Source organism: Mycolicibacter acidiphilus, from assembly GCF_018455725.1.
In the GTDB taxonomy this organism is placed as follows: Bacteria; Actinomycetota; Actinomycetes; order Mycobacteriales; family Mycobacteriaceae; genus Mycobacterium; species Mycobacterium acidiphilum.
In genome coordinates this window covers 1-18786 of the sequence record NZ_JAHCLR010000068.1, presented here as the reverse complement: position 1 = coordinate 18786, position 18786 = coordinate 1, and the positions used below count along the sequence as shown (strand labels likewise).

Annotated in this window: 17 protein-coding genes; 11 read left to right on the top strand and 6 right to left on the bottom strand. The window is 70.2% G+C overall.

What is annotated here, in order from left to right; genetic code table 11:
• The first annotated feature begins 271 nt into the window (after nt 1–271).
• Nucleotides 272–2221 carry an SGNH/GDSL hydrolase family protein gene (locus KIH27_RS20505; protein ID WP_307856961.1) on the top strand — a complete coding sequence of 650 codons (1950 nt, stop codon included), beginning with the start codon at nt 272–274 and terminating at the stop codon, nt 2219–2221.
• Between the two features lie 228 nt (nt 2222–2449).
• Nucleotides 2450–5947, top strand: a complete 3498-nt coding sequence (gene car / locus KIH27_RS20500) for a carboxylic acid reductase (RefSeq protein ID WP_214094815.1) — start codon at nt 2450–2452, stop codon at nt 5945–5947.
• Here the strand turns inward: car and KIH27_RS20495 are convergent.
• Nucleotides 5944–6537 carry a hypothetical protein gene (locus tag KIH27_RS20495; protein ID WP_214094814.1) on the bottom strand — a complete coding sequence of 198 codons (594 nt, stop codon included), beginning with the start codon at nt 6535–6537 and terminating at the stop codon, nt 5944–5946. The genes car and KIH27_RS20495 overlap by 4 nt on opposite strands.
• A 288-nt stretch (nt 6538–6825) precedes the next feature.
• On the opposite strand from KIH27_RS20495, the gene KIH27_RS20490 reads away from it, so the two are divergent.
• Nucleotides 6826–7002 (top strand): hypothetical protein, encoded by a 177-nt coding sequence (locus KIH27_RS20490; RefSeq protein ID WP_214094813.1) that lies wholly within the window; start codon nt 6826–6828, stop codon nt 7000–7002.
• A gap of 73 nt (nt 7003–7075) precedes the next feature.
• Here KIH27_RS20490 and KIH27_RS20485 read toward each other — a convergent pair whose 3' ends face one another.
• Entirely contained in the window at nt 7076–7843 is a 768-nt protein-coding gene (locus KIH27_RS20485) for a L,D-transpeptidase (RefSeq protein ID WP_372451436.1), read from the bottom strand.
• A 50-nt stretch (nt 7844–7893) separates the two neighbouring features.
• Nucleotides 7894–8373 carry a hypothetical protein gene (locus KIH27_RS20480; RefSeq protein WP_214094811.1) on the bottom strand — a complete coding sequence of 160 codons (480 nt, stop codon included), beginning with the start codon at nt 8371–8373 and terminating at the stop codon, nt 7894–7896.
• 180 nt (nt 8374–8553) lie between these two features.
• Between KIH27_RS20480 and KIH27_RS20475 the strand changes: the two genes are divergently transcribed.
• The 3 genes from KIH27_RS20475 to KIH27_RS20465 all read left to right on the top strand — a co-directional run bounded on the left by KIH27_RS20475 (nt 8554) and on the right by KIH27_RS20465 (nt 11242).
• Nucleotides 8554–9357 (top strand): slipin family protein, encoded by an 804-nt coding sequence (locus tag KIH27_RS20475; protein ID WP_214094810.1) that lies wholly within the window; start codon nt 8554–8556, stop codon nt 9355–9357.
• 156 nt (nt 9358–9513) lie between these two features.
• On the top strand, nt 9514–10542 hold the full coding sequence (locus tag KIH27_RS20470; RefSeq protein ID WP_214094809.1) for a S1C family serine protease: 1029 nt from the start codon (nt 9514–9516) through the stop codon (nt 10540–10542).
• 19 nt (nt 10543–10561) lie between these two features.
• Nucleotides 10562–11242: a DUF1275 family protein gene (locus KIH27_RS20465; protein ID WP_214094808.1), complete on the top strand. Its 681-nt coding sequence runs from the start codon at nt 10562–10564 to the stop codon at nt 11240–11242.
• A gap of 97 nt (nt 11243–11339) precedes the next feature.
• Here the strand turns inward: KIH27_RS20465 and KIH27_RS20460 are convergent, their stop codons facing one another.
• Nucleotides 11340–12332: an esterase family protein gene (locus KIH27_RS20460; RefSeq protein WP_214094807.1), complete on the bottom strand. Its 993-nt coding sequence runs from the start codon at nt 12330–12332 to the stop codon at nt 11340–11342.
• A gap of 178 nt (nt 12333–12510) precedes the next feature.
• Between KIH27_RS20460 and KIH27_RS20455 the strand changes: the two genes are divergently transcribed.
• The 4 genes from KIH27_RS20455 to KIH27_RS20440 are packed head-to-tail and all read left to right on the top strand — an operon-like array spanning nt 12511 to nt 16286.
• Nucleotides 12511–13728: a CoA transferase gene (locus KIH27_RS20455; RefSeq protein ID WP_307856960.1), complete on the top strand. Its 1218-nt coding sequence runs from the start codon at nt 12511–12513 to the stop codon at nt 13726–13728.
• Between the two features lie 5 nt (nt 13729–13733).
• A complete protein-coding gene (locus tag KIH27_RS20450) occupies nt 13734–14189 on the top strand; it encodes a MaoC family dehydratase (RefSeq protein WP_214094806.1) in 456 nt (151 codons plus the stop codon).
• Nucleotides 14186–15352 (top strand): enolase C-terminal domain-like protein, encoded by a 1167-nt coding sequence (locus KIH27_RS20445; protein WP_214094805.1) that lies wholly within the window; start codon nt 14186–14188, stop codon nt 15350–15352. Before KIH27_RS20450 ends, KIH27_RS20445 begins: the two co-directional genes overlap by 4 nt.
• Before the next feature lie 13 nt (nt 15353–15365).
• Nucleotides 15366–16286 carry a ketopantoate reductase family protein gene (locus KIH27_RS20440; protein ID WP_214094817.1) on the top strand — a complete coding sequence of 307 codons (921 nt, stop codon included), beginning with the start codon at nt 15366–15368 and terminating at the stop codon, nt 16284–16286.
• Here the strand turns inward: KIH27_RS20440 and KIH27_RS20435 are convergent, their stop codons facing one another.
• On the bottom strand, nt 16287–17267 hold the full coding sequence (locus KIH27_RS20435) for a MinD/ParA family ATP-binding protein (RefSeq protein WP_372451437.1): 981 nt from the start codon (nt 17265–17267) through the stop codon (nt 16287–16289).
• A 157-nt stretch (nt 17268–17424) separates the two neighbouring features.
• Between KIH27_RS20435 and KIH27_RS20430 the strand changes: the two genes are divergently transcribed.
• A complete protein-coding gene (locus tag KIH27_RS20430; protein WP_214094804.1) occupies nt 17425–17757 on the top strand; it encodes a type II toxin-antitoxin system HicB family antitoxin in 333 nt (110 codons plus the stop codon).
• A 271-nt stretch (nt 17758–18028) separates the two neighbouring features.
• On the opposite strand, the gene KIH27_RS20425 is transcribed toward KIH27_RS20430, so the two are convergent.
• Nucleotides 18029–18547, bottom strand: coding sequence for an MTB12 C-terminal domain-containing protein (locus KIH27_RS20425; RefSeq protein ID WP_214094803.1), 519 nt, complete (start codon nt 18545–18547; stop codon nt 18029–18031).
• Between the last annotated feature and the right edge of the window lie 239 nt (nt 18548–18786).

Here is an 18786-nt window from a genome sequence, read left to right as displayed (position 1 = left end):
GCCTCGACGAAGGAGAGGCGAAGCTGGACCGCCGTACTGACCCGCCCGCGCCGAGCGTGTCATCGGCGTGCGCGAGCCGATCACCCCTAAGCTTTCGGTGGCCCCCCAGCGAGAGGATCGACCCATCGGCGCCCACGGCGATCCGGATGACGGCAGTCGGCCGGCCCGGGATCGGGTCAGCTCGGTCCGCACGTCGGCCAAACCCCGCTGGGTCGCCCCGGCACCGCGCGGCGGTCGGCGTTCCGCCCCGCGCGCGCAGCGCCGGCCGGGCATCCACGCACTCGACGGCCTGCGGGCGGTGGCGGTCGCACTGGTGCTCGCCGACCACGGCGGCATCCCCGGCGCGGCCGGCGGATTCCTCGGCGTGGACCTGTTCTTCGTCCTGAGCGGATTCCTGATCACGTCGCTGCTGATCGACGAACTCGGCCGGACCGGCCGGATCAACCTCACCGGCTTCTGGATCCGCCGCGGCCGCCGCCTGCTGCCGGCGCTGATGCTGATGGTGCTGACCGTCGCGATCGCCCACGAACTGCTGCCGTACGAGGCGATCGGCGGCCTGCGCGAGGATGCGATCGCCGCCTTCTTCTGGGTGGCCAACTGGCGGTTCATCGCGCAGCACACCGACTACTTCACCGAGGCGGGCACGCCGTCGCCGCTGCAGCACACCTGGTCGCTCGGCGTGGAGGAGCAGTACTACTTCGTCTGGCCGCTGCTGCTGATCGCGGTCACACTGCTGCTGGCCGCCGCCACCCGGCGCCGCGATCGGCTGCCGAGCGTCGGCGCGGTCCGGCTCACCGTCTTCCTGCTGGCCACCGCGGGCGCGGTCGCGTCGGCGGCGGCGGCCGTGCTGCTGGCCACCGACGGCACCCGCGACCGTGTCTACTTCGGCACCGACACCCGGGCGCAGGCGCTGCTGGTCGGGGCGGCAGCCGCGGCGCTGCTGGTGGGGGACTGGCCCGCGCTGATGGCCGGCTGGTCGGTGGTCCGCACCCGGTGGGGCCGCTGGACGGTGCGGCTGCTGCCGATCGCCGGGCTGGCGGTGCTCGCCGGGGCGGTGCACCGGGCCACCGGCGCCGCGGCGGAGTTCCACGCCGGTCTGTTCAGCGTCGTCGCCGTCGCCGCGATCGCGGTGATCGCCCCGGTCGCGCTGCACCAGACCGGATGGGTCGCCCGGGGGCTGTCCTGGGTGCCGCTGGCCTGGCTGGGGACGATCTCCTACGGGATCTACCTGTGGCACTGGCCGGTGTTCCTGGTGCTCAACGGGGAGCGGACCGGCTGGGCGGGCTGGCGGCTCTTCGCTGCGCGCTGCGCGGTGACGGTCGCGGTGGCCGCGGTGTCCTGGTGGGCGATCGAGCAGCCGATCCGGCGCTGGCAGCCGGTGCGGGTGCCGTTGCTGCCGCTCGGGGCGGCGGTGAGCGGCACCGCGGTGGCGGTGACGGTGCTGGTGGTGCCGGTCGCGGAGCGGCCGGTGGCCGTCACCGGCCTGTCCCCGGACGTGGCGGCGGCCGCCGCGGTGCTGCCGTCGCCGCCGACCCGGTCGCGGGCCGTGCAGCCGCACCGCGAGCACGGCGGGCCCCGCACGGTCTCGGTGTTCGGTGACTCGATCGGCTGGACCGTCATGCACTACCTGCCCGCCACCCCCGGCTACGACTTCGTCGACCACACCGTCGTCGGCTGCAGCATCGTGCGGGCCGGACCGTACCGCTGGGCCGGCAAGACGATCGCCCAGGGTAAGGACTGCGACGGCTGGCCGGCTCGGTGGGCGCGACAGATCAAGGCCGACCGGCCGGACGTGGTGCTGCTGTTCGTCGGCCGGTGGGAGACCGTGGACCGGGTCAACGAGGGCCAGTGGACGCACATCGGCGACCCGACGTTCGACGCCTACCTGGCCGCGGAGCTCGGCAGCGCGCTCGATGTGCTGGAGGCCGCCGGGAGCCGGGTGGTGGTGACGACCGTGCCCTACAGCCGGTTCGGTGAGCGGCCGGACGGCAGCCTGTGGCCGGAGGACAACCCGGTCCGGGTGGACCGCTGGAACGCCCTGCTGCGCCGGACGGTCGCCGGGCGGGACGCCGTGAGCGTGATCGACCTGAACAAGAAGCTGGGGCCGGCCGGTGTCTACACCGCGAAGGTCGACGGGATCAAGGTCCGCAGCGACGGCATCCATCTCACCCCGGAGGGCGTGCGGTGGCTGGTGCCGTGGCTGGAGGAGTCGATCAGCTGATCCGGGGCCGCTGAGGGGTATGAGGGGAATCTCACACCCGCCCCGTGTTCCGCCGAGAGTGCAGAGTTCACCAGGCTGACGTGGGGAAACGCCGGTGAACTGTGCACGGCCGCGGAAGGGTGGGGGGCTGCCCAAATTAAGTTAGTTTTGCTATCTTAGTTTTGTTGGGCGCAGCGAAGCGCCCCTGAAACCGCTTCCCGCAATCGCAATTAACGAGGTACACCGATCATGTCGACTGACACCCTTACCGAAGAAGAACTCACCCGCCGGGTCGAGGCGCTCGTCGCCGCCGACCCGCAGTTCGCGGCCGCCCAGCCCAGCGCTGCCGTCGTCGCCGCCGCCGAAAACCCCGACCTCGGGCTGCCGCAGCTCATCGAGACCGTGCTGACCGGGTATGCCGACCGCCCCGCGGTGGGTGCGCGCGCACTGCGGTTCGACACCGACCCGGCCACCGGCCGCACCGTCGCCACCATGCTCCCGGAGTTTCACACCGTCAGCTACGGCGAGCTGTGGGAGCGGATCCGGGCTCTGGCGACCGCGCTGACCGCCGACGGCGTGCAGCCCGGCGACCGGGTCGCGATCCTCGGGTTCACCAGCATCGATTACACCGTCGTCGACATTGCGCTGAACCTGATCGACGCCGTCTCGGTGCCGCTGCAGACCAGCGCGGCCGCCGCCACCCTGCGGCCGATCGTCGCCGAGACCGAACCGACCGTGCTGGCGGTCAGCGTCGCGAACCTCGCCGACGCCGTCGAGCTCATCGCCGAGGGACACCGGCCGGCCCGACTGATGGTGTTCGACTACCACCCGCAGGTCGATGACGAGCGCGAAGCCGTCGAGGCGGCTCGCGCCGCGCTGGCCGGGGTCGCGGTCGAAACCCTCGCCGACACGCTGGCCCGTGGCCGGGAGCTGCCGCAGGCCGCGCTGGCCGAGCGGGCCGACGACGACCTGGCCCTGCTGATCTACACCTCCGGCAGCACCGGCGCCCCGAAGGGCGCGATGTACCCGCAGCGCAACGTCGCCCGGATGTGGTTGCGGGCCAAGAAGAACTGGTTCGGCCCGGGCGCGGCGTCGATCACCCTGAGCTTCATGCCGATGAGCCACGTCATGGGCCGCGGCATCCTCTACGGCACGCTGGCCAACGGCGGCACCGCCTACTTCGCCGGCCGCAGTGACCTGTCGACGATGCTGGAGGACCTGTCACTGGTCCGGCCCACCGAGCTGAACTTCGTGCCGCGGATCTGGGAGATGCTGCACCAGGAGTTCGCCAGCGAGGTCTCCCGCCTGGTGGCCGACGGGACGGATCGCGTCGATGCCGAGGAGCAGATCTACACCCGGCTGCGCTGCGACCTGCTCGGTGACCGGTTCCACTTCGTGATGACCGGTTCGGCCCCGATCTCCGCCGAGCTGGAGGCGTGGGTGGAGCGGCTGACCGGGCTGCACGTGCTCAACGGCTACGGCTCCACCGAGGCCGGCATGGCGGTGTTCGACGGCATGATCCAGCGGCCCCCGGTCATCGCCTACAAGCTGGTGGACGTGCCCGACCTGGGCTACCACAGCACCGACAAGCCGCACCCGCGTGGCGAACTGCTGCTCAAGACCGAGGCGCTGTTCCCCGGCTACTACAAACGCCCGGAGATCACCGCCGAGGTGTTCGACGACGACGGCTTCTACCGCACCGGCGACGTGATGGCCGAGATCGGCCCCGACCAGCTGGTCTACGTCGACCGCCGCAACAACGTGCTGAAGCTGGCGCAGGGCGAGTTCGTCACGGTCGCCAAGCTGGAGACCGTCTTCGGCAACAGCCCGCTGATCCGCCAGATCTACGTCTACGGCAACAGCGCGCACCCGTACCTGCTCGCGGTCGTCGTGCCCACCCCGGACGCGCTGGCCGCGCACGGCGCCGACGAGCTCAAGGCCGCGATCGCCGAGTCGCTGCAGCAGGAGGGCCGCGCCGCCGATCTGCAGTCCTACGAGATCCCCCGGGACTTCCTGATCGAGACCGAGCCGTTCAGCCTGGAGAACGGGCTGCTCACCGGGATCCGCAAGCTGGCCTGGCCGAAGCTCAAGGCCCACTACGGGGAGCGGCTCGAGCAGCTCTACGCCGACCTGGCCGCGGGTCAGGCCGACGAGCTCGACGGGTTGCGCCGCTCCGGGGCCACCGCTCCAGTGCTGCAGACCGTCGCACGTGCCGCCGCCGCCCTGCTGGGTGCGGCCGCCGGGGAGCCGGCGCCCGACGCGCACTTCACCGACCTCGGCGGCGACTCGCTGTCCGCGCTGACCTTCGGCAACCTGCTGCGTGAGATCTTCGACGTCGACGTCCCGGTGGGTGTGATCGTCAGTCCGGCAAGTGATCTGGCGTCGATCGCCGCGTACATCGACGCCGAGCGGGCGGGCTCGCGCCGGCCGACGTTCGCCTCGGTGCACGGCCGGGACGCGGTCGAGATCGCCGCCGCCGACCTCACCCTGGACAAGTTCCTGGACGCCGCGACCCTGGCCGCCGCCCCGGCGCTGCCCGGCCCCACCACCGAGGTGCGGACCGTGCTGCTCACCGGCGCCACCGGCTTCCTCGGCCGCTACCTGGCCCTGGAGTGGCTGGAGCGGCTCGCCCCGGTCGGCGGCACCCTGGTCTGCCTGGTCCGCGCCAAGACCGACGCCGACGCGCGGGCCCGCCTGGACGCCACCTTCGACAGCGGCGACCCGACACTGCTGGACCGCTACACCGAACTGGCCGACAAGCACCTGCAGGTGCTGGCCGGTGACAAGGGTGAGGTGAACCTGGGCCTGGACCAGGCGGCCTGGCAGCGGCTGGCCGAGACCGTCGACGTCATCGTCGACCCGGCCGCCCTGGTCAACCACGTGCTGCCCTACAGCGAACTGTTCGGCCCGAACGTGGCCGGCACCGCCGAACTGCTGCGCCTGGCACTGACCGGCAAGGTCAAGCCGTTCACCTACTTCTCCACCATCGGGGTGGGTGACCAGATCCCGCTCGGTGAGTTCGTCGAGGACGCCGACGTGCGCCGGATGAGCGCCGTCCGGGCGATCAACGACGGCTACGCCAACGGCTACGGCAACAGCAAGTGGGGCGGCGAGGTGCTGCTGCGGGAGGCCAACGACCTGTGCGGGCTGCCGGTCGCGGTGTTCCGCTGCGACATGATCCTGGCTGACACGACCTACGCCGGCCAGCTCAACCTGCCGGACATGTTCACCCGGATGATGCTGTCGCTGGTCGCCACCGGGGTCGCACCGAAGTCGTTCTACGAGCTGGACGCCGAGGGGAACCGGCAGCGCGCCCACTACGACGGCCTGCCGGTGGAGTTCATCGCCGAGGCGTCGGCCACCCTGGGCGCCGCGGCCGGCGGGGGATTCGCCACCTACCACGTGATGAACCCCTACGACGACGCCATCTCCATGGACACCTACGTCGACTGGCTGGTCGATGCCGGCTACGGCATTCAGCGGGTCGGCGACTACGCCGACTGGCTGCAGCGGTTCGAGACGACGCTGCGCGCACTGCCGGAACGGCGGCGGCAGGCGTCGCTGCTGCCGCTGCTGCACAACTACCAGAAGCCGCAGCCGCCGTTCTGCGGATCGATCGCCCCGACCGACCGCTTCCGGACGGCCGTGCAGGATGCGAAAATCGGTGCCGAGCAAGACATTCCGCACATCAGCCCGGCGGTGATCGTCAAGTACGCCACCGACCTGCAACTGCTGGGGCTGCTCTAACGGGCAGCCGGGTCGGTCTGCACCGGGTAACCCGCCCGCAGCACCGCCACGTTGGCCGGGGGCGTCCACACCGGGGCGTCCCCGGCCGTCGGTCGCGCCAACCGCGGCCGGTAGCCGTAGGACCGCTCGTCGAACACCGCGAGGTGATCGCCGGCGAGCACCGCCGGGCCGTGGTCGGTGTCGACGAACACCCCGTCGGGCAGGGTCGCCCACGGCATCAGGTGCGGCCGATCACCGGTGCGCTCAGCGTGCAGCCGGGTGTCCATCTCCTTCGCGTAAGGCGGTGCGCCACCCAGGGATTCGGCCCAGGCCGCCCGGTAGGCGTTGTAGTCGGCGCGGCGGCATTCCGCGCACGGCCGGTGCCCGGCGGCGAACGCCACCGCCTCGTCGAGGAAGAACAGCGGTGTGTAGTGGTTGGGCTCCCACTGCGCCGCCCGCCAGCCCCGGAACTCCAGCCGGCAGGTGATCCAGGCCTTGGACTGCCACCGGCGGACGACGTCGCGGGTGCCCCGGCCCTCATGCAGCCGGCCCCGGTTGCCCATCCAGGCGCCGCGACCGGCCGTCGCGACGATGTCGCCGCGCGGTGTCACACGGTTACGGGCTGGATCCGATGAATTCACTGATAAACCACCGCATTTCGCCGACCACGTTTGACGGTTCCGGATACCCATGCCAGCATGGGCGGTGTCATGTCGGCACCGCAGGGTGCCCCGGCCGAGAGGAGGTGAGGGCGAGATGAGTCCGTGCGACAGTCCGCATCCGTATTCGACATCGGTTTCGTACCTGACCGGCCCCGGCCACTGCATCGCTGCCTGACCTTCGCGGTCCGGCGATTCGGCAGGCCTGCCGGCGGGTTCGCCTCATGGCAGGAGAAGATCATGACCTTGGTTCTCGCACAGCGTGTTTCCCCGATGCCCGGTGCTGCGGTGTGGGCGGCGGGACGGCGACTGGTTGCCCGGTTGCGCCGGTTCGGCGGGCCGACGCTGCCGACCCCGCAGCAGCGCACCGACCGGTATCTGTCGTTGATGCCGATCGCCGTGCTCGCCGCATCGTGACCGGTCGACCCGCGGTGCATGTCTAGGGAACAGGCTCGCCGGGGCGCGCAAAGTCCCCAAAGCCCTCAAAGCCCTAGGCCTGCACCACGATCGGGTCACCGAGGTGGACGGTGTCGAAGTACCAGGCGGCGTCGTCCGGGCTGAGGTTGATGCAGCCGTGGCTGACGTTGGAGTAGCCCTGCGAGTTCACCGACCACGGCGCCGAATGCACGTAGACCCCGCTCCAGGTCACCCGCACCGCGTACTCGCCGTTGAGCAGGTAGCCCTCCGGGTCGTTGAGCGGGATGCCGATGGTGCGGGAGTCGAACTTGATCGTGCGTTCCTTCGACAGCGCGGTGAACGAGCCGATCGGGGTGGGGCGCTTGGGTTTGCCCATCGACGCCGCCATCACCCGCAGGATCTCGCCGTTGACGCTGACCGTGAACGTGTGATCGGAGATGTCGGCCAGGCCAAGCACCTTGTCCCCGGTCTCGAAGCCGGTCGACATGCCGTGCACGGTGACGTCGATCCGGCTGTTGGGCGTCCAGTAGTTGTCCGGCACCCACTGCACGGTGTCGTCACCCGTCCACTCGAAATGACCGACGGTGTGGCCGGGTGCGGTGATCCGGATGCCCCGTTCCGCCGCGGCCCGATCCCCGACCGGTGTGGCGAACGTCACGATCACCGGGTAGGCCACCCCCACCTTCGAACCGGCAGCCGGCTCGATGGACCGGACCGCGAACTGCGAACCGGCCTGCGTCGTCGCCGCCTGACCGGTGCCGATCGACGCGCTGATGGAGGTGGCCACCAGCACCGTCATCGTGCCGACCACCGCCAGAATTCTCCGCCCCACCATGTGCATGGCATTCATTGTGCCAACTCAAACTGGGCAGACGATGTGTTCGCGGCCGGCTACTGACTCGCGTCGGTGCTCAGCGCGGTGCCCCAGGCGGCGCGCGCACCGGACTCACCGATGGTGTGGATCTCGAACATGCTGAAGCCGGACAGCGCGATCACCACCGCGACCAGCGCCCACTGGATCGGTGCGGCGAGGTTGCGGCCCCGCACGTGGAAAGCGGCCAGCAGTGCGGCCGCCACGGCCACCGCCAGCGCCATCCAGATGCCGTGCTCGCCGGCGTCCATGTGCGCGTCGAGTTCCGGTGTCTCATAGCCGTGGTCGGACTGCCAGGTGCCGAACCACTCACCGGCCTTGACCGTCAGCGGCGTGACGATCAGCGTGACGCCGGCCAGCACGACCACCAGCCAGATCAACCGTTGCCGGGCCGTCGGCCAGAGCGCGCAGATGATCAGCAGGATCGCGGTGAGCGGGACCAGCACGACGACGAAGTGCAGCAGCAGGATGTGCGCGGGCAGACCGGTGATTGTCGACAAGGTTCCTCCATTGGTCGTTTCCGATGGCGCGTGGATCCGTCAGCGAGCGTGGGTCCCCGCAGTTCCCTGTGACGTCCGGGTCGGTACGTCGTTGTTCAGCAAATCATTATCGGCCACCGGCGCGGACAATGGGTTGGATCGGGGTTGTAGCGGGGGCCGACGATGGGAATCGAGGTCATCATGGGATACGCACTGGGCGTCGTGGCGACGCTGGTCGGGCTCGGCCTGCTGACGCTGCTGACCAACTTCCGCGTCGTCAAACAGTACGAACGCGGGGTGGTGTACCGCTTCGGGCGGGTCCTCGATGACGTGCGGCAACCCGGGCTGACGTGGCTGATTCCGTTCGCCGACCACCTGGACAAGGTGAACATGCAGATCATCACGATGCCGGTGCCCGGCCAGGACGGCATCACCCGCGACAACGTGACGGTGGCGGTGGACGCGGTCATCTACTTCCGGGTGGTCGATCCGGTGCGCGCCGCCGTCGACGTCGAGGACTACATGTCGGCGATCGGGCAGGTTGCGCAGACCTCGCTGCGGTCGATCATCGGCAAGAGCGACCTCGACGACCTGCTGTCCAACCGGGAGGGTCTCAACCAGGGGCTGGAGGTGATGATCGACAGCCCGGCGCTGGACTGGGGCATCCACATCGACCGGGTGGAGATCAAGGACGTGCTGCTGCCGGAGTCGATGAAACGGTCGATGTCGCGGCAAGCCGAGGCGGAACGCGAACGCCGGGCCCGGGTGATCACCGCCGACGGTGAACTGCAGGCGTCGCACAAGCTGGCCCAGGCCGCCGAGGTGATGTCGGACCATTCGGCGGCGCTGGAACTGCGGCTGCTGCAGACCGTGGTGGAGGTGGCGGCGGAGAAGAACTCGACCGTGGTGCTGCCGTTCCCGGTGGAGCTGCTGCGGTTCCTGGAGCGCGCCACGCCGCCGTCGGTGGCCGGTGCGACCGGCGACGGATCGGTAACGCAGGGCTGAAACTGCGGTGCGGCGTAACGCCCGTCACCGGTACCAGCGGTTCAGGTACGCTGGCGGTGTTTATGTGACACGCGGCTCGCCGTCGATGCTCGGCGGTATGCGGGGGGAATCCGTACCGGAGCGCGTGATCGTGACCGACTGCAGGAGGTAGCCGGAATGAGCCGGTGGTGGTTGCTCAGTGTGACGGCTGTGGCCGGATTGGCGCTGGTCGGGGCGGTGCCCGCGCAGGCCGCGCCGACTCTGCCCCCAGCGCCGCTCGACCCGTCGGCGATGGTCGGCCAGGTCGGGCCGGCCGTGGTCAACATCGATACCCAGATGGGGTACCAGAGCGCGGTGGGCGCCGGAACCGGGATCGTGCTGGACCCGAACGGCGTGGTGCTGACCAACAACCACGTCATCGCCGGGGCGACCGGGATCCACGCGGTCTCCGTCGGCAACGGCCAGACCTACGACGTCGACGTGATCGGCTTCGACCGCAACCACGACGTCGCGGTGCTGCAACTGCGCGGCGCCAACGGGCTGGCCGCGGCCAACATCGGCAACTCGTCGTCGGTGGCGGTCGGTGACCCGGTGATCTCGATGGGCAACGCCGGCGGCCAGGGCGGCACGCCCAGTGCGGTGCCCGGTCGTGTCACCGGACTGAACCAGACCGTGTCCGCGGCCGACGAGCTCACCGGCAGCACTGAGGTCCTGAACGGAATGATCAAGGCGGACACCGCGATCCGCCCCGGCGACTCCGGCGGCCCGATGGTCAACGCGGCCGGTCAGGTGATCGGGATGAACACCGCGGCGTCGGACAACTACAAGTTCAACCAGCCCGGCGGTGAGGGTTACGCGATCCCGATCAACCAGGCGATGGCCATCGCCAACCAGATCCGGGCCGGCATCCCGTCGCCGACCGTGCACATCGGAGAGACCGCGTTCATGGGCGTCGGGGTCACCGACAGCAACGGCGGCGCGCGGGTGGTGCAGGTGCTCGCCGACACGCCGGCCGCTGCGACCGGCATCGCCAAGGACGACATCATCACCTCGGTGAACGGCACACCGGTGAACTCGGCGACCGATCTGACCAACGTCCTCGATCAGCGTCACCCGGGTGACACCGTCACCCTGACCTGGCGCGGGCCGGCCGGCGGCCCGGATCGCAGCGCCACCGTGACCCTGGCGCCCGGCCCGGTCGGCTGAGGCAGCCGCCCCCTAATCGGTGATCCGGCGGTACTTCACCAGCGAGACGAAGCTGTCGTGGGTGCTGGCCGCCCTGGCGGGCGTGCTGGCGGCCACCGCGTTCACTCGGTCGGCCGGGTACTTCGTCACGTTCATGACCGGCAACGCCGGCCGTGCGGTGCTCGGGGTGTTCCGCGACGACCAGTGGCTGTCGCTCTCGGCCGCCGCCCTGCTCGGGGCGTTCCTGGCCGGGGTGATCAGCGCGTCGCTGTGCCGCCGTCACGTCTGGCCCGCGCAGCCGCACGGCGCGCTGCTGCTCACCTCGGCGGCACTGTTCAGCGCGACCGTCGTCGACTGGGCGATCGAGGGCGGGCCGACACTGCCGCTGCCGCTGCTGCCGATCACGCTGGTGGCCTACGGGGTGGGCGCGCTGAACACCACCTTCGTCCGCGACGGTGAGGTCTCCATCCCGCTGAGTTACGTGACCGGGACGGTCGTGAAGCTGGGACAGGGCATCGAACGTCACCTCAGCGGCGGCAGCGTGTTCGACTGGCTGGGTCACTTCCTGCTGTTCGCCGGGTATGTCGTCGGGCTGCTCGTCGGCGGCGTGGTCAGCCTGGTCGCCGGCGGCACCTGGATGCTGGTGATCGCGACCGCGGTCTGCATCCTGGCCACCTGGTACACCCACCGCTACGTCGACCGCCGCGGGGTGTGGGAGTAGCACCCCGGCGCACCCCGGATACGCCGCGACCGTGCAGAGTTCTCCGGTGTCTCCCCAGGTGGGGCCGGTGAACCCTGCACGGTCGCAGGGAGGGAGATCAGGTGGGGTCGACGCCCACACCCAGGACGCGCTGGATGTCCGGCTTCATCGCCACCAGCTGCTGGTTCCAGTACGGCCAGTCATGCGTGCCGCCGGGCGGGAAGTTGAACACCCCGTTGTTGCCGCCGGCCGCGGTGTAGTTCTGCTGGAACGTCTTGTTGGTGCTCAGCGTCATGCCCTCCAGGAACTTCGCCGGCAGGTTGTCGCCGCCGAGCTCGCTGGGTGTGCCGTTCCCGCAGTAGATCCAGATCCGGGTGCGGTTGGCCACCAGCCGCGGGATCTGCACCATCGGGTCGTTGCGCTTCCACGCCGGATCGGACGACGGACCCCACATGTTGGCGGCGTTGTAACCGCCGGCATCGCTCATCGCCATCCCGATCAACGTCGGCCACCAGCCCTCGGACGGGTTGAGGAAGCCGGAAAGTGCTGCGGCGTAGGGGAACTGCTGCGGGTAGTAGGCTGCCATCGTCAGCGAGGAGCTGCCTGCCATCGACAGGCCGACGACGGCGTTGCCGAACGGTGAGACGCTCTTGTTGGCCTGCAGCCAGGACGGCAGCTCCCGGGTCAGGAAGGTCTCCCACTTGTACGTCTGGCAGCCGGCTTTGCCGCACGCCGGCTGGTACCAGTCGGAGTAGAAGCTGGACTGCCCGCCGACCGGCATGATCACCGACAGGCCGGACTGGTAGTACTCCTCGAACGCGGGCGTGTTGATGTCCCAGCCGTTGAAGTCGTCCTGCGCCCGCAGGCCGTCCAGCAGATAGACGGCGTGCGTGCCGCCGGGCTGGAACTGCACCTTGATCTCACGGCCCATCGACGGCGACGGCACCTGCAGGTACTCGACCGGCAGCCCCTCCCGGGAGAATGCGGACGCGTTGCCGGAGCCGCCGACGACGCCGACCAGACCCGCCAGTAGCGCGGCCCCCACCGCTGCGACCATGAGCCGGTGCGGTAACCGCCTCGCCGCGTCACGCAACTTCTGAACGCTCTTCATAGCTCTTCCCATCTCGCCTTCGGTCCTACCGAACGGGCCCGCCTCGGCCCTGCATCGGAAGTCAAACACGATGCGTTCGCCGGACTCGTTCGCCGCCACGGGATTTCAGATCGCGGTTCGCTAACGGTTGCGATTCGGCACGGACTCACGCCAAGGGACCTGTGCGATAGTCGAGGCTGTGACCGAACCGAGACCGCCGCTGGCCGGGCTGCGCGTCATCGAGATGGCCAGCTTCGTCGCGGTGCCACTCGCCGGGATGACACTGGCGCAACTCGGCGCCGACGTGGTGCGCATCGACCCGATCGGCGGTGCCGCCGACTATCGCCGCTGGCCGCTCGCCGAGGCCGGCGGCAGCATCTACTGGACCGGGCTGAACAAGGGCAAACGCTCGGTGGTCGCCGACCTGCGCGCACCCGAGGGGCAGCACGTCGTGCAGCGGCTGATCGCCGACGCGGGTGTACTGCTGACGAATATGGCGGGACGGCAGTGGCATTCGTATGACACCCTGTCGGAGCAGCGGCCCGACCTCATCCACCTGGAGGTGCTCGGCCGCTCCGACGGCTCGACCGGGGTGGACTACACGGTGAACGCGGCCAGCGGATTCCCGCTGGTGACCGGACCGTCCGGCCACGGTGCGCCGGTCAACCACGTGCTGCCGGCGTGGGATGTCGCGTGCGGCCTGCACGCCGCGCTCGCGGTCACCGCAGCCGTGCACCGGCGGGAGCGGACCGGGGACGGCTGCCGGATCAGCCTGGCGCTGGAGGACGTCGCCCTCGGCACCGCCAGCACGCTGGGTTTCCTCACCGAGGCGATCGTCAACGGAACCGACCGGCCGCGGATCGGCAACGCCGTCTACGGCCAGTACGGGCAGAGCTTCCCCAGCGCGGACGGCGCCTGGTTCATGGTGGTGACGCTGACCGACCGGCACTTCCGCGACCTGGCGCAGCTCACCGGGATGACCGAAGCCGTTGCCGCACTGGGTCGTGCCCTCGACGTCGACTTCACCGACGAGGGGCAGCGCTACCGCCACCGCGACGTGCTGACCGGACTGTTCACCGGATGGTTCGCCCGGCATAGTGCCGCGGAGATCGAAGCGGCGCTCGCGGGCACGGCGCTGCTGTGGGACCGCTATCGCAGTTTCGCCGAGGCGGCCGACAGCCCGCGGGTGCGGGCGAACCCGATGTTCGCCACCGTGCACCAGGACGGCGTGGGGGAGTACCCGGCCGCCGGGCTGCCGGCCGCGCTTGACGGCGTCCATCCGCCCGCCACCGCGGCGCCGGCCCTGGGCGGGCACACCGTCGAGGTGCTGCGCGACCGGCTCGGCATGACGGTCGCCGAGATAGACCGACTCATCGAATCACACTCTGTAGCAACGGGAATGACACCGGAAGGATAGGACATATGCGCACGTTCGGTTCCATCGCCGAGATCGCCGCCTGCACCGGCGAGGTCGTCGGCCGCAGTGACTGGGTGACGATCACCCAGCAGGAGGTCAACCTGTTCGCCGACGCGACCGGCGACCACCAGTGGATCCACGTCGACCCGGAGCGCGCCGCCACCGGACCGTTCGGGACGACGATCGCACACGGGTATCTGACGCTGGCACTACTGCCGCGGCTGATGCACCAGATCTACCGCGTCGACGGGATCAAACTGGCGATCAACTACGGGCTCAACAAAGTCCGGTTCCCCGCACCGGTGCCGGTCGGCTCCCGGATCCGGGCCGAGTCGTCCGTCGTCGACGTCTCCGACGTCGGCGGCGGGGCGCATCAGGTGACGTTCTCCACCACGGTGGAGATCGACGGCGGCGCGAAGCCGGCGTGCGTGGCGGAGAGCATCGTCCGGTATCTGACGTGACCCGGATCGTCCGGATCCTCGAGCGGCCGATCCGCCTGCAGGGCGCCGTCGCCAACGCGGTGGTTGACTTCTCCCGGCACACCGTGTCACTGGTCGCGGTCATCGCCGAACCGGCCGGCGGTGGAGCACCCGTGGCGGGGGTGGCGTTCAACTCGATCGGGCGCTTCGCCCAGAGCGGCATCCTGCGGGACCGGCTGATCCCGCGGGTGCTGGCCGCCCGCCCGGACACGCTGCTCGACGACGCCGGCCTCATCGACCCGGCGAAGGTGGCGGCGTGCGCGATGACCGACGAGAAACCGGGCGGGCACGGGGACCGGGCCGGCGCGGTCGCCGCACTGGAACTGGCCTGCTGGGATCTGAACGCCAAACTCGCCGGTGAACCCGCCTATGCGACCATCGCCCGGCACTTCGGGCGCACGCCGGCGACCCGTGTTCCGGTGTATGCCGCCGGCGGCTATTACTACCCGTCCGACGGCGGCGTCGAGCGGTTGCGCGCCGAGATGCACGGCTACCTCGACGCCGGCTACGACGCCGTCAAGATGAAGATCGGCGGCGCGTCGATGGCCGACGATCTGGCCCGGGTGGCGGCGGTGATCGACGTCGTCGGTGACGGGTCGCGGGTCGCGGTGGACGCCAACGGCCGGTTTGACACGGCCACCGCGGTCGGCTGGGCGCAGGCGCTGGCCCCGTACGGTCTGCGCTGGTACGAGGAGCCCGGCGACCCACTGGATTTCGAGTTGAACGCGGCGGTGACGGCCGGCTACGACGGGGCGGTGGCCACCGGCGAGAACCTGTTCTCGGCGGCCGATGCGACCAACCTCGTCCGCTACGGCGGGATGCGGCTCGGCCGCGACGTCTTCCAGATGGATGCGGGCCTGAGTTACGGGCTGACCGAGTACGTGCGGATGCTCGCGGTGCTGGAGGACCACGGGTTCGACCGGCGCTGCGCGATGCCGCACGGCGGGCACCTGATCAACCTGCACATCGTCGCCGCCCTGGGTCTCGGTGGCTGCGAATCCTATCCGGGGGTGTTCGCCCCGTTCGGCGGCTACAGCGCGGACTGCGTGCTCGCCGACGGCATGATCTCCCCCGGTGAGACGCCCGGCTTCGGCCTGGAACGCAAGGCCGGGCTTGCCGAGTCGATCGCCGAACTGCTGGGATGAGCTCGTGAAGAGCGTGAAGATCGCGGTGATCGGCTGCGGGGCAATGGGTTCGCTCTACGCCGGTCGGCTCGCCGCCGCCGGCAACGAGGTGCTGGCCGTGGACCGCGGCGCCGAACACGTCGCGCGGATCGCCGCCGACGGGCTGCGGATCACCGGCCCCGGCGAGGACCGGGTGGTGCGGCTGCGGGCGGTGACCGTCGCCCCCGCCGAACCGATGGATCTGGTGCTGCTGGCGATGAAGGCGGCCGATGCGGCGGCCGGCGCCCGGCAGGCCGTGCCGCTGCTGGGTGAGCACACCGCGGTGCTGACCATCCAGAACGGGCTGGGGTCGGCGGAGGCGGTGGCCGGCGTCGTCGGCGCGGAGCGGTTGGCCGTCGGCATCGCCAGCGGATTCGGCGCCGCCCGGCCGGAACCCGGCCATGCGCACTACAACGCGATGCGGGCGATGCGGTTCGGCGCGTATGCGACGCTGCCGCGGTCGGCGGTCGAGGAGATGGCCGCGGTGTTCGGCGCCGCCGGGTTCGACGCTGCCGCCGTCGATGACATCGCCGCCATGCAGTGGGAGAAACTGATCTGCAACGCCGCCTACAGTGCGCCGTGCGCGCTGACCGGCCTGACCGTCGGGCAGGTGCTCGAAGATCCCGACCTGGGCCCGGTCAGCCGGGCGGCGGCTGTCGAGGTCTGGACGGTGGCGCGCGAGTCCGGGATCGCGATCACCGTCGCCGACCCCGTCGCACACGTGCGGGCCTTCGCCGCGCAGATGCCGGCCGCCAAACCGTCGGCGCTGCTGGACCACGAGGCGCACCGGGTCAGTGAGATCGACGTCATCAACGGCGCCGTCGTGCGGTACGCCGCCCGGGTCGGGGTTCCGGTGCCGGTCAACACCACACTGACCGCCCTGGTGAAATCGGTTGAGCGGCACTGGGTTCGGTGACTAGTACCGTCCGGCGGTGCGGCCCGGCGGACGGGCAGCGAAGTAATGGGCGACGGTCGCGGCGATCTGCAGGATCCGGCGTCGGGTCGTCACGTCCATCTCGCTGCCCACGTCGATGACCCCGCCCGGGCGGAGATGCGCGTCGAACGGCACCTCGACCACCGCCTGCCCGTGCGCCACGAACTGCTCTGCCAGCGCGGCGCGGGTCCGGCGGTCGGCGTGACCGTCGGAGTCGTTGAGCACCACCACGGTGCGCTGCAGCAGGCTGTTGTGACCGTGACCGGCCAGCCACTCCAGCGTCTTGGCGGCCGCCCCGGCCCCGTCGGCCCACGGGGAGGAGACCACGATCAGCGCGTCGAGGTCGCGCAGTGCCTCCTGCGTCACCGGTGAGTCCATCGTGGAGCCGCAGTCGATGATCGAGATCGCGAAGTGCCGGTCCAGCCGCAGCGCCGCCTCCCGGTACAGCGCCGCGTCGAGCGTCCGGCCCCGGCCGGCCGCCGGTTCACCGACCAGCACGTACAGCCCGACAGCGTTGGCGCCGATCCGGCTGGTGATGTCGCCGAACGACTGGATCTGCTGATCGGCGGCGAGGTCCCAGTAGGAGCTGGTCGCATGCGGATCGATCCGGCTGCCGAGCCGGCCGAACGCGGTGTCGGCATCGACCGCCACCACATGGTCGGTCCGGCGCAGCGCGGCGAACACCGATCCGACGCTGGCCGCGACCGTCGTCTTGCCGACCCCGCCCTTGCCGAGCACCCCGACCTTGTAGCTGCCGTGCAGCACGGCCCGGATCGTCGCCTCGTACCCGGCCTCCTCGCGTTCCGCCGCGGACGGACCGAGGTTGACCAGCCCGAGCGTCATCGTCAGCACCGTGCGTCGCCAGCCCCGGGTGGGGACCGGCCGGGCCGGCCGCGCCGGCGGGTGGAACGGCTGATGCTGCGGCGGCATCGGGCCGCGCAGGTGATCGTCGCTGGGGTACATCGGCTCCTCGAGGCTTACGGCGGAGTGGCCCAACCGGTCAGCAGCTTAGTCGCGGAGCGGCCCCTCCCGGGAATCGACGATTAACGTGACTGACGTACCAGGTGCGCCAGACCCTCTCGGCGATAGACAAGCTCAACGGAATCGAGGAGGGAGAACGATGACGGGGCACTACACCTACCGAGCTGAGTGGTCCGCCGAGGACGGTGCGTACGTCGGCCTGTGCGCGGAGTTCCCGTCGCTGTCCTGGCTTGAGCCGTCGGCACACGAGGCTATCGCCGGGGTCGAAAAGCGGGTCGGCGGAGTCGTCGAAGACATGACCGCCAACGGCGAGGCCGTTCCCGAGCCGCTGAGCGAGCGGCGTTACAACGGCAAGGTGTTCATCCGCACCACTCCGGAACTGCATCGGCGACTCACCATCGAAGCGGCCGAGCAGGGCGTGTCGGTGAACCAGTGGGTGGTGCAGCGGCTGTCCTCCCGCCAACCGGCCTGATGACTGGCGGACACCTGGCCTTACCACCACCAGCGGCACGGCGGACGCGGATTCTCGTCCCGGACATCACGGCAGGGTGGGCGGCGCTCCGCCGGTAGGGGAACATTCTCGCCCGGCGTCGGGGCCGGCTCGGGTTCGGGATCGTCACTGAGGTAGCTGATCGAGACCGCTGGGCCTGGCGCGCCGCTACCCGGGACGGCCACACCGAGTGGTGACACAGCGAGGAGCACGCTCGCGACTGCGATGGTCAGGCTCGTCCTCTCCGACATGGTCAGCAAACCACTATCCTCTTGCCGTGCATGATGTAGCGGGTCGCGTTGTACCAGATCGCGTCCAGTGCGGTCATCGCGGTGTCGTGGGTGATCAGCCAGTGCCCGCCCTGATCGACCAGCACAATCGGCCCACGGGGTGTGCTGCGAACTCCATGGGGGATGGACACGGTGGCTCCCGCAAAGTTGTTGGGCGCGGCCTCGATGTCGGTGACGATGAAACGCGCCGGCAGCATCGGGCTGCACCCGCCACTGGAGACAAGCATCCGGTTCAGGTGATCGTCGATCTCCCCGGCTTCCTCGGGGGTGAATCCGGGGGTGACGATGTCGCCCTTGTCAACGGCGGGAATGTCCGGGTCGGTCAGCTTGTCCAGGATGGCCACCACCTCATCGACGGTGGGTACGGGACCGGTGCAGGCAGGCTCCCCGGGGTCCCCACAGTCCGCGTAGGACGGTGGTGCGGTGCTCACGACGACGGCGGGTGCGGCGATCAACAGCGCTGCCGCGAACGCCCCTGCCACACGGGAGAGCCTGGCTGCGTGCGGCATCGGATGGCCCCCTCCCATTCCCGCCGGGTGTCCTCCGAGCGTATCGACCACCGGATGTGCGACGGAGCGACATCAGCCGAGATACAGGCAGCTCGTGGCGGCATCGCAGGTCCGAGAGCGGCAGCACGGAACGCTGTTGCGGGCTGAGCCGGGGGCGGCTCAGCAGTCGTAGTAGAGCGCGAATTCGTAGGGGTGCGGGCGCAGGTTGATCG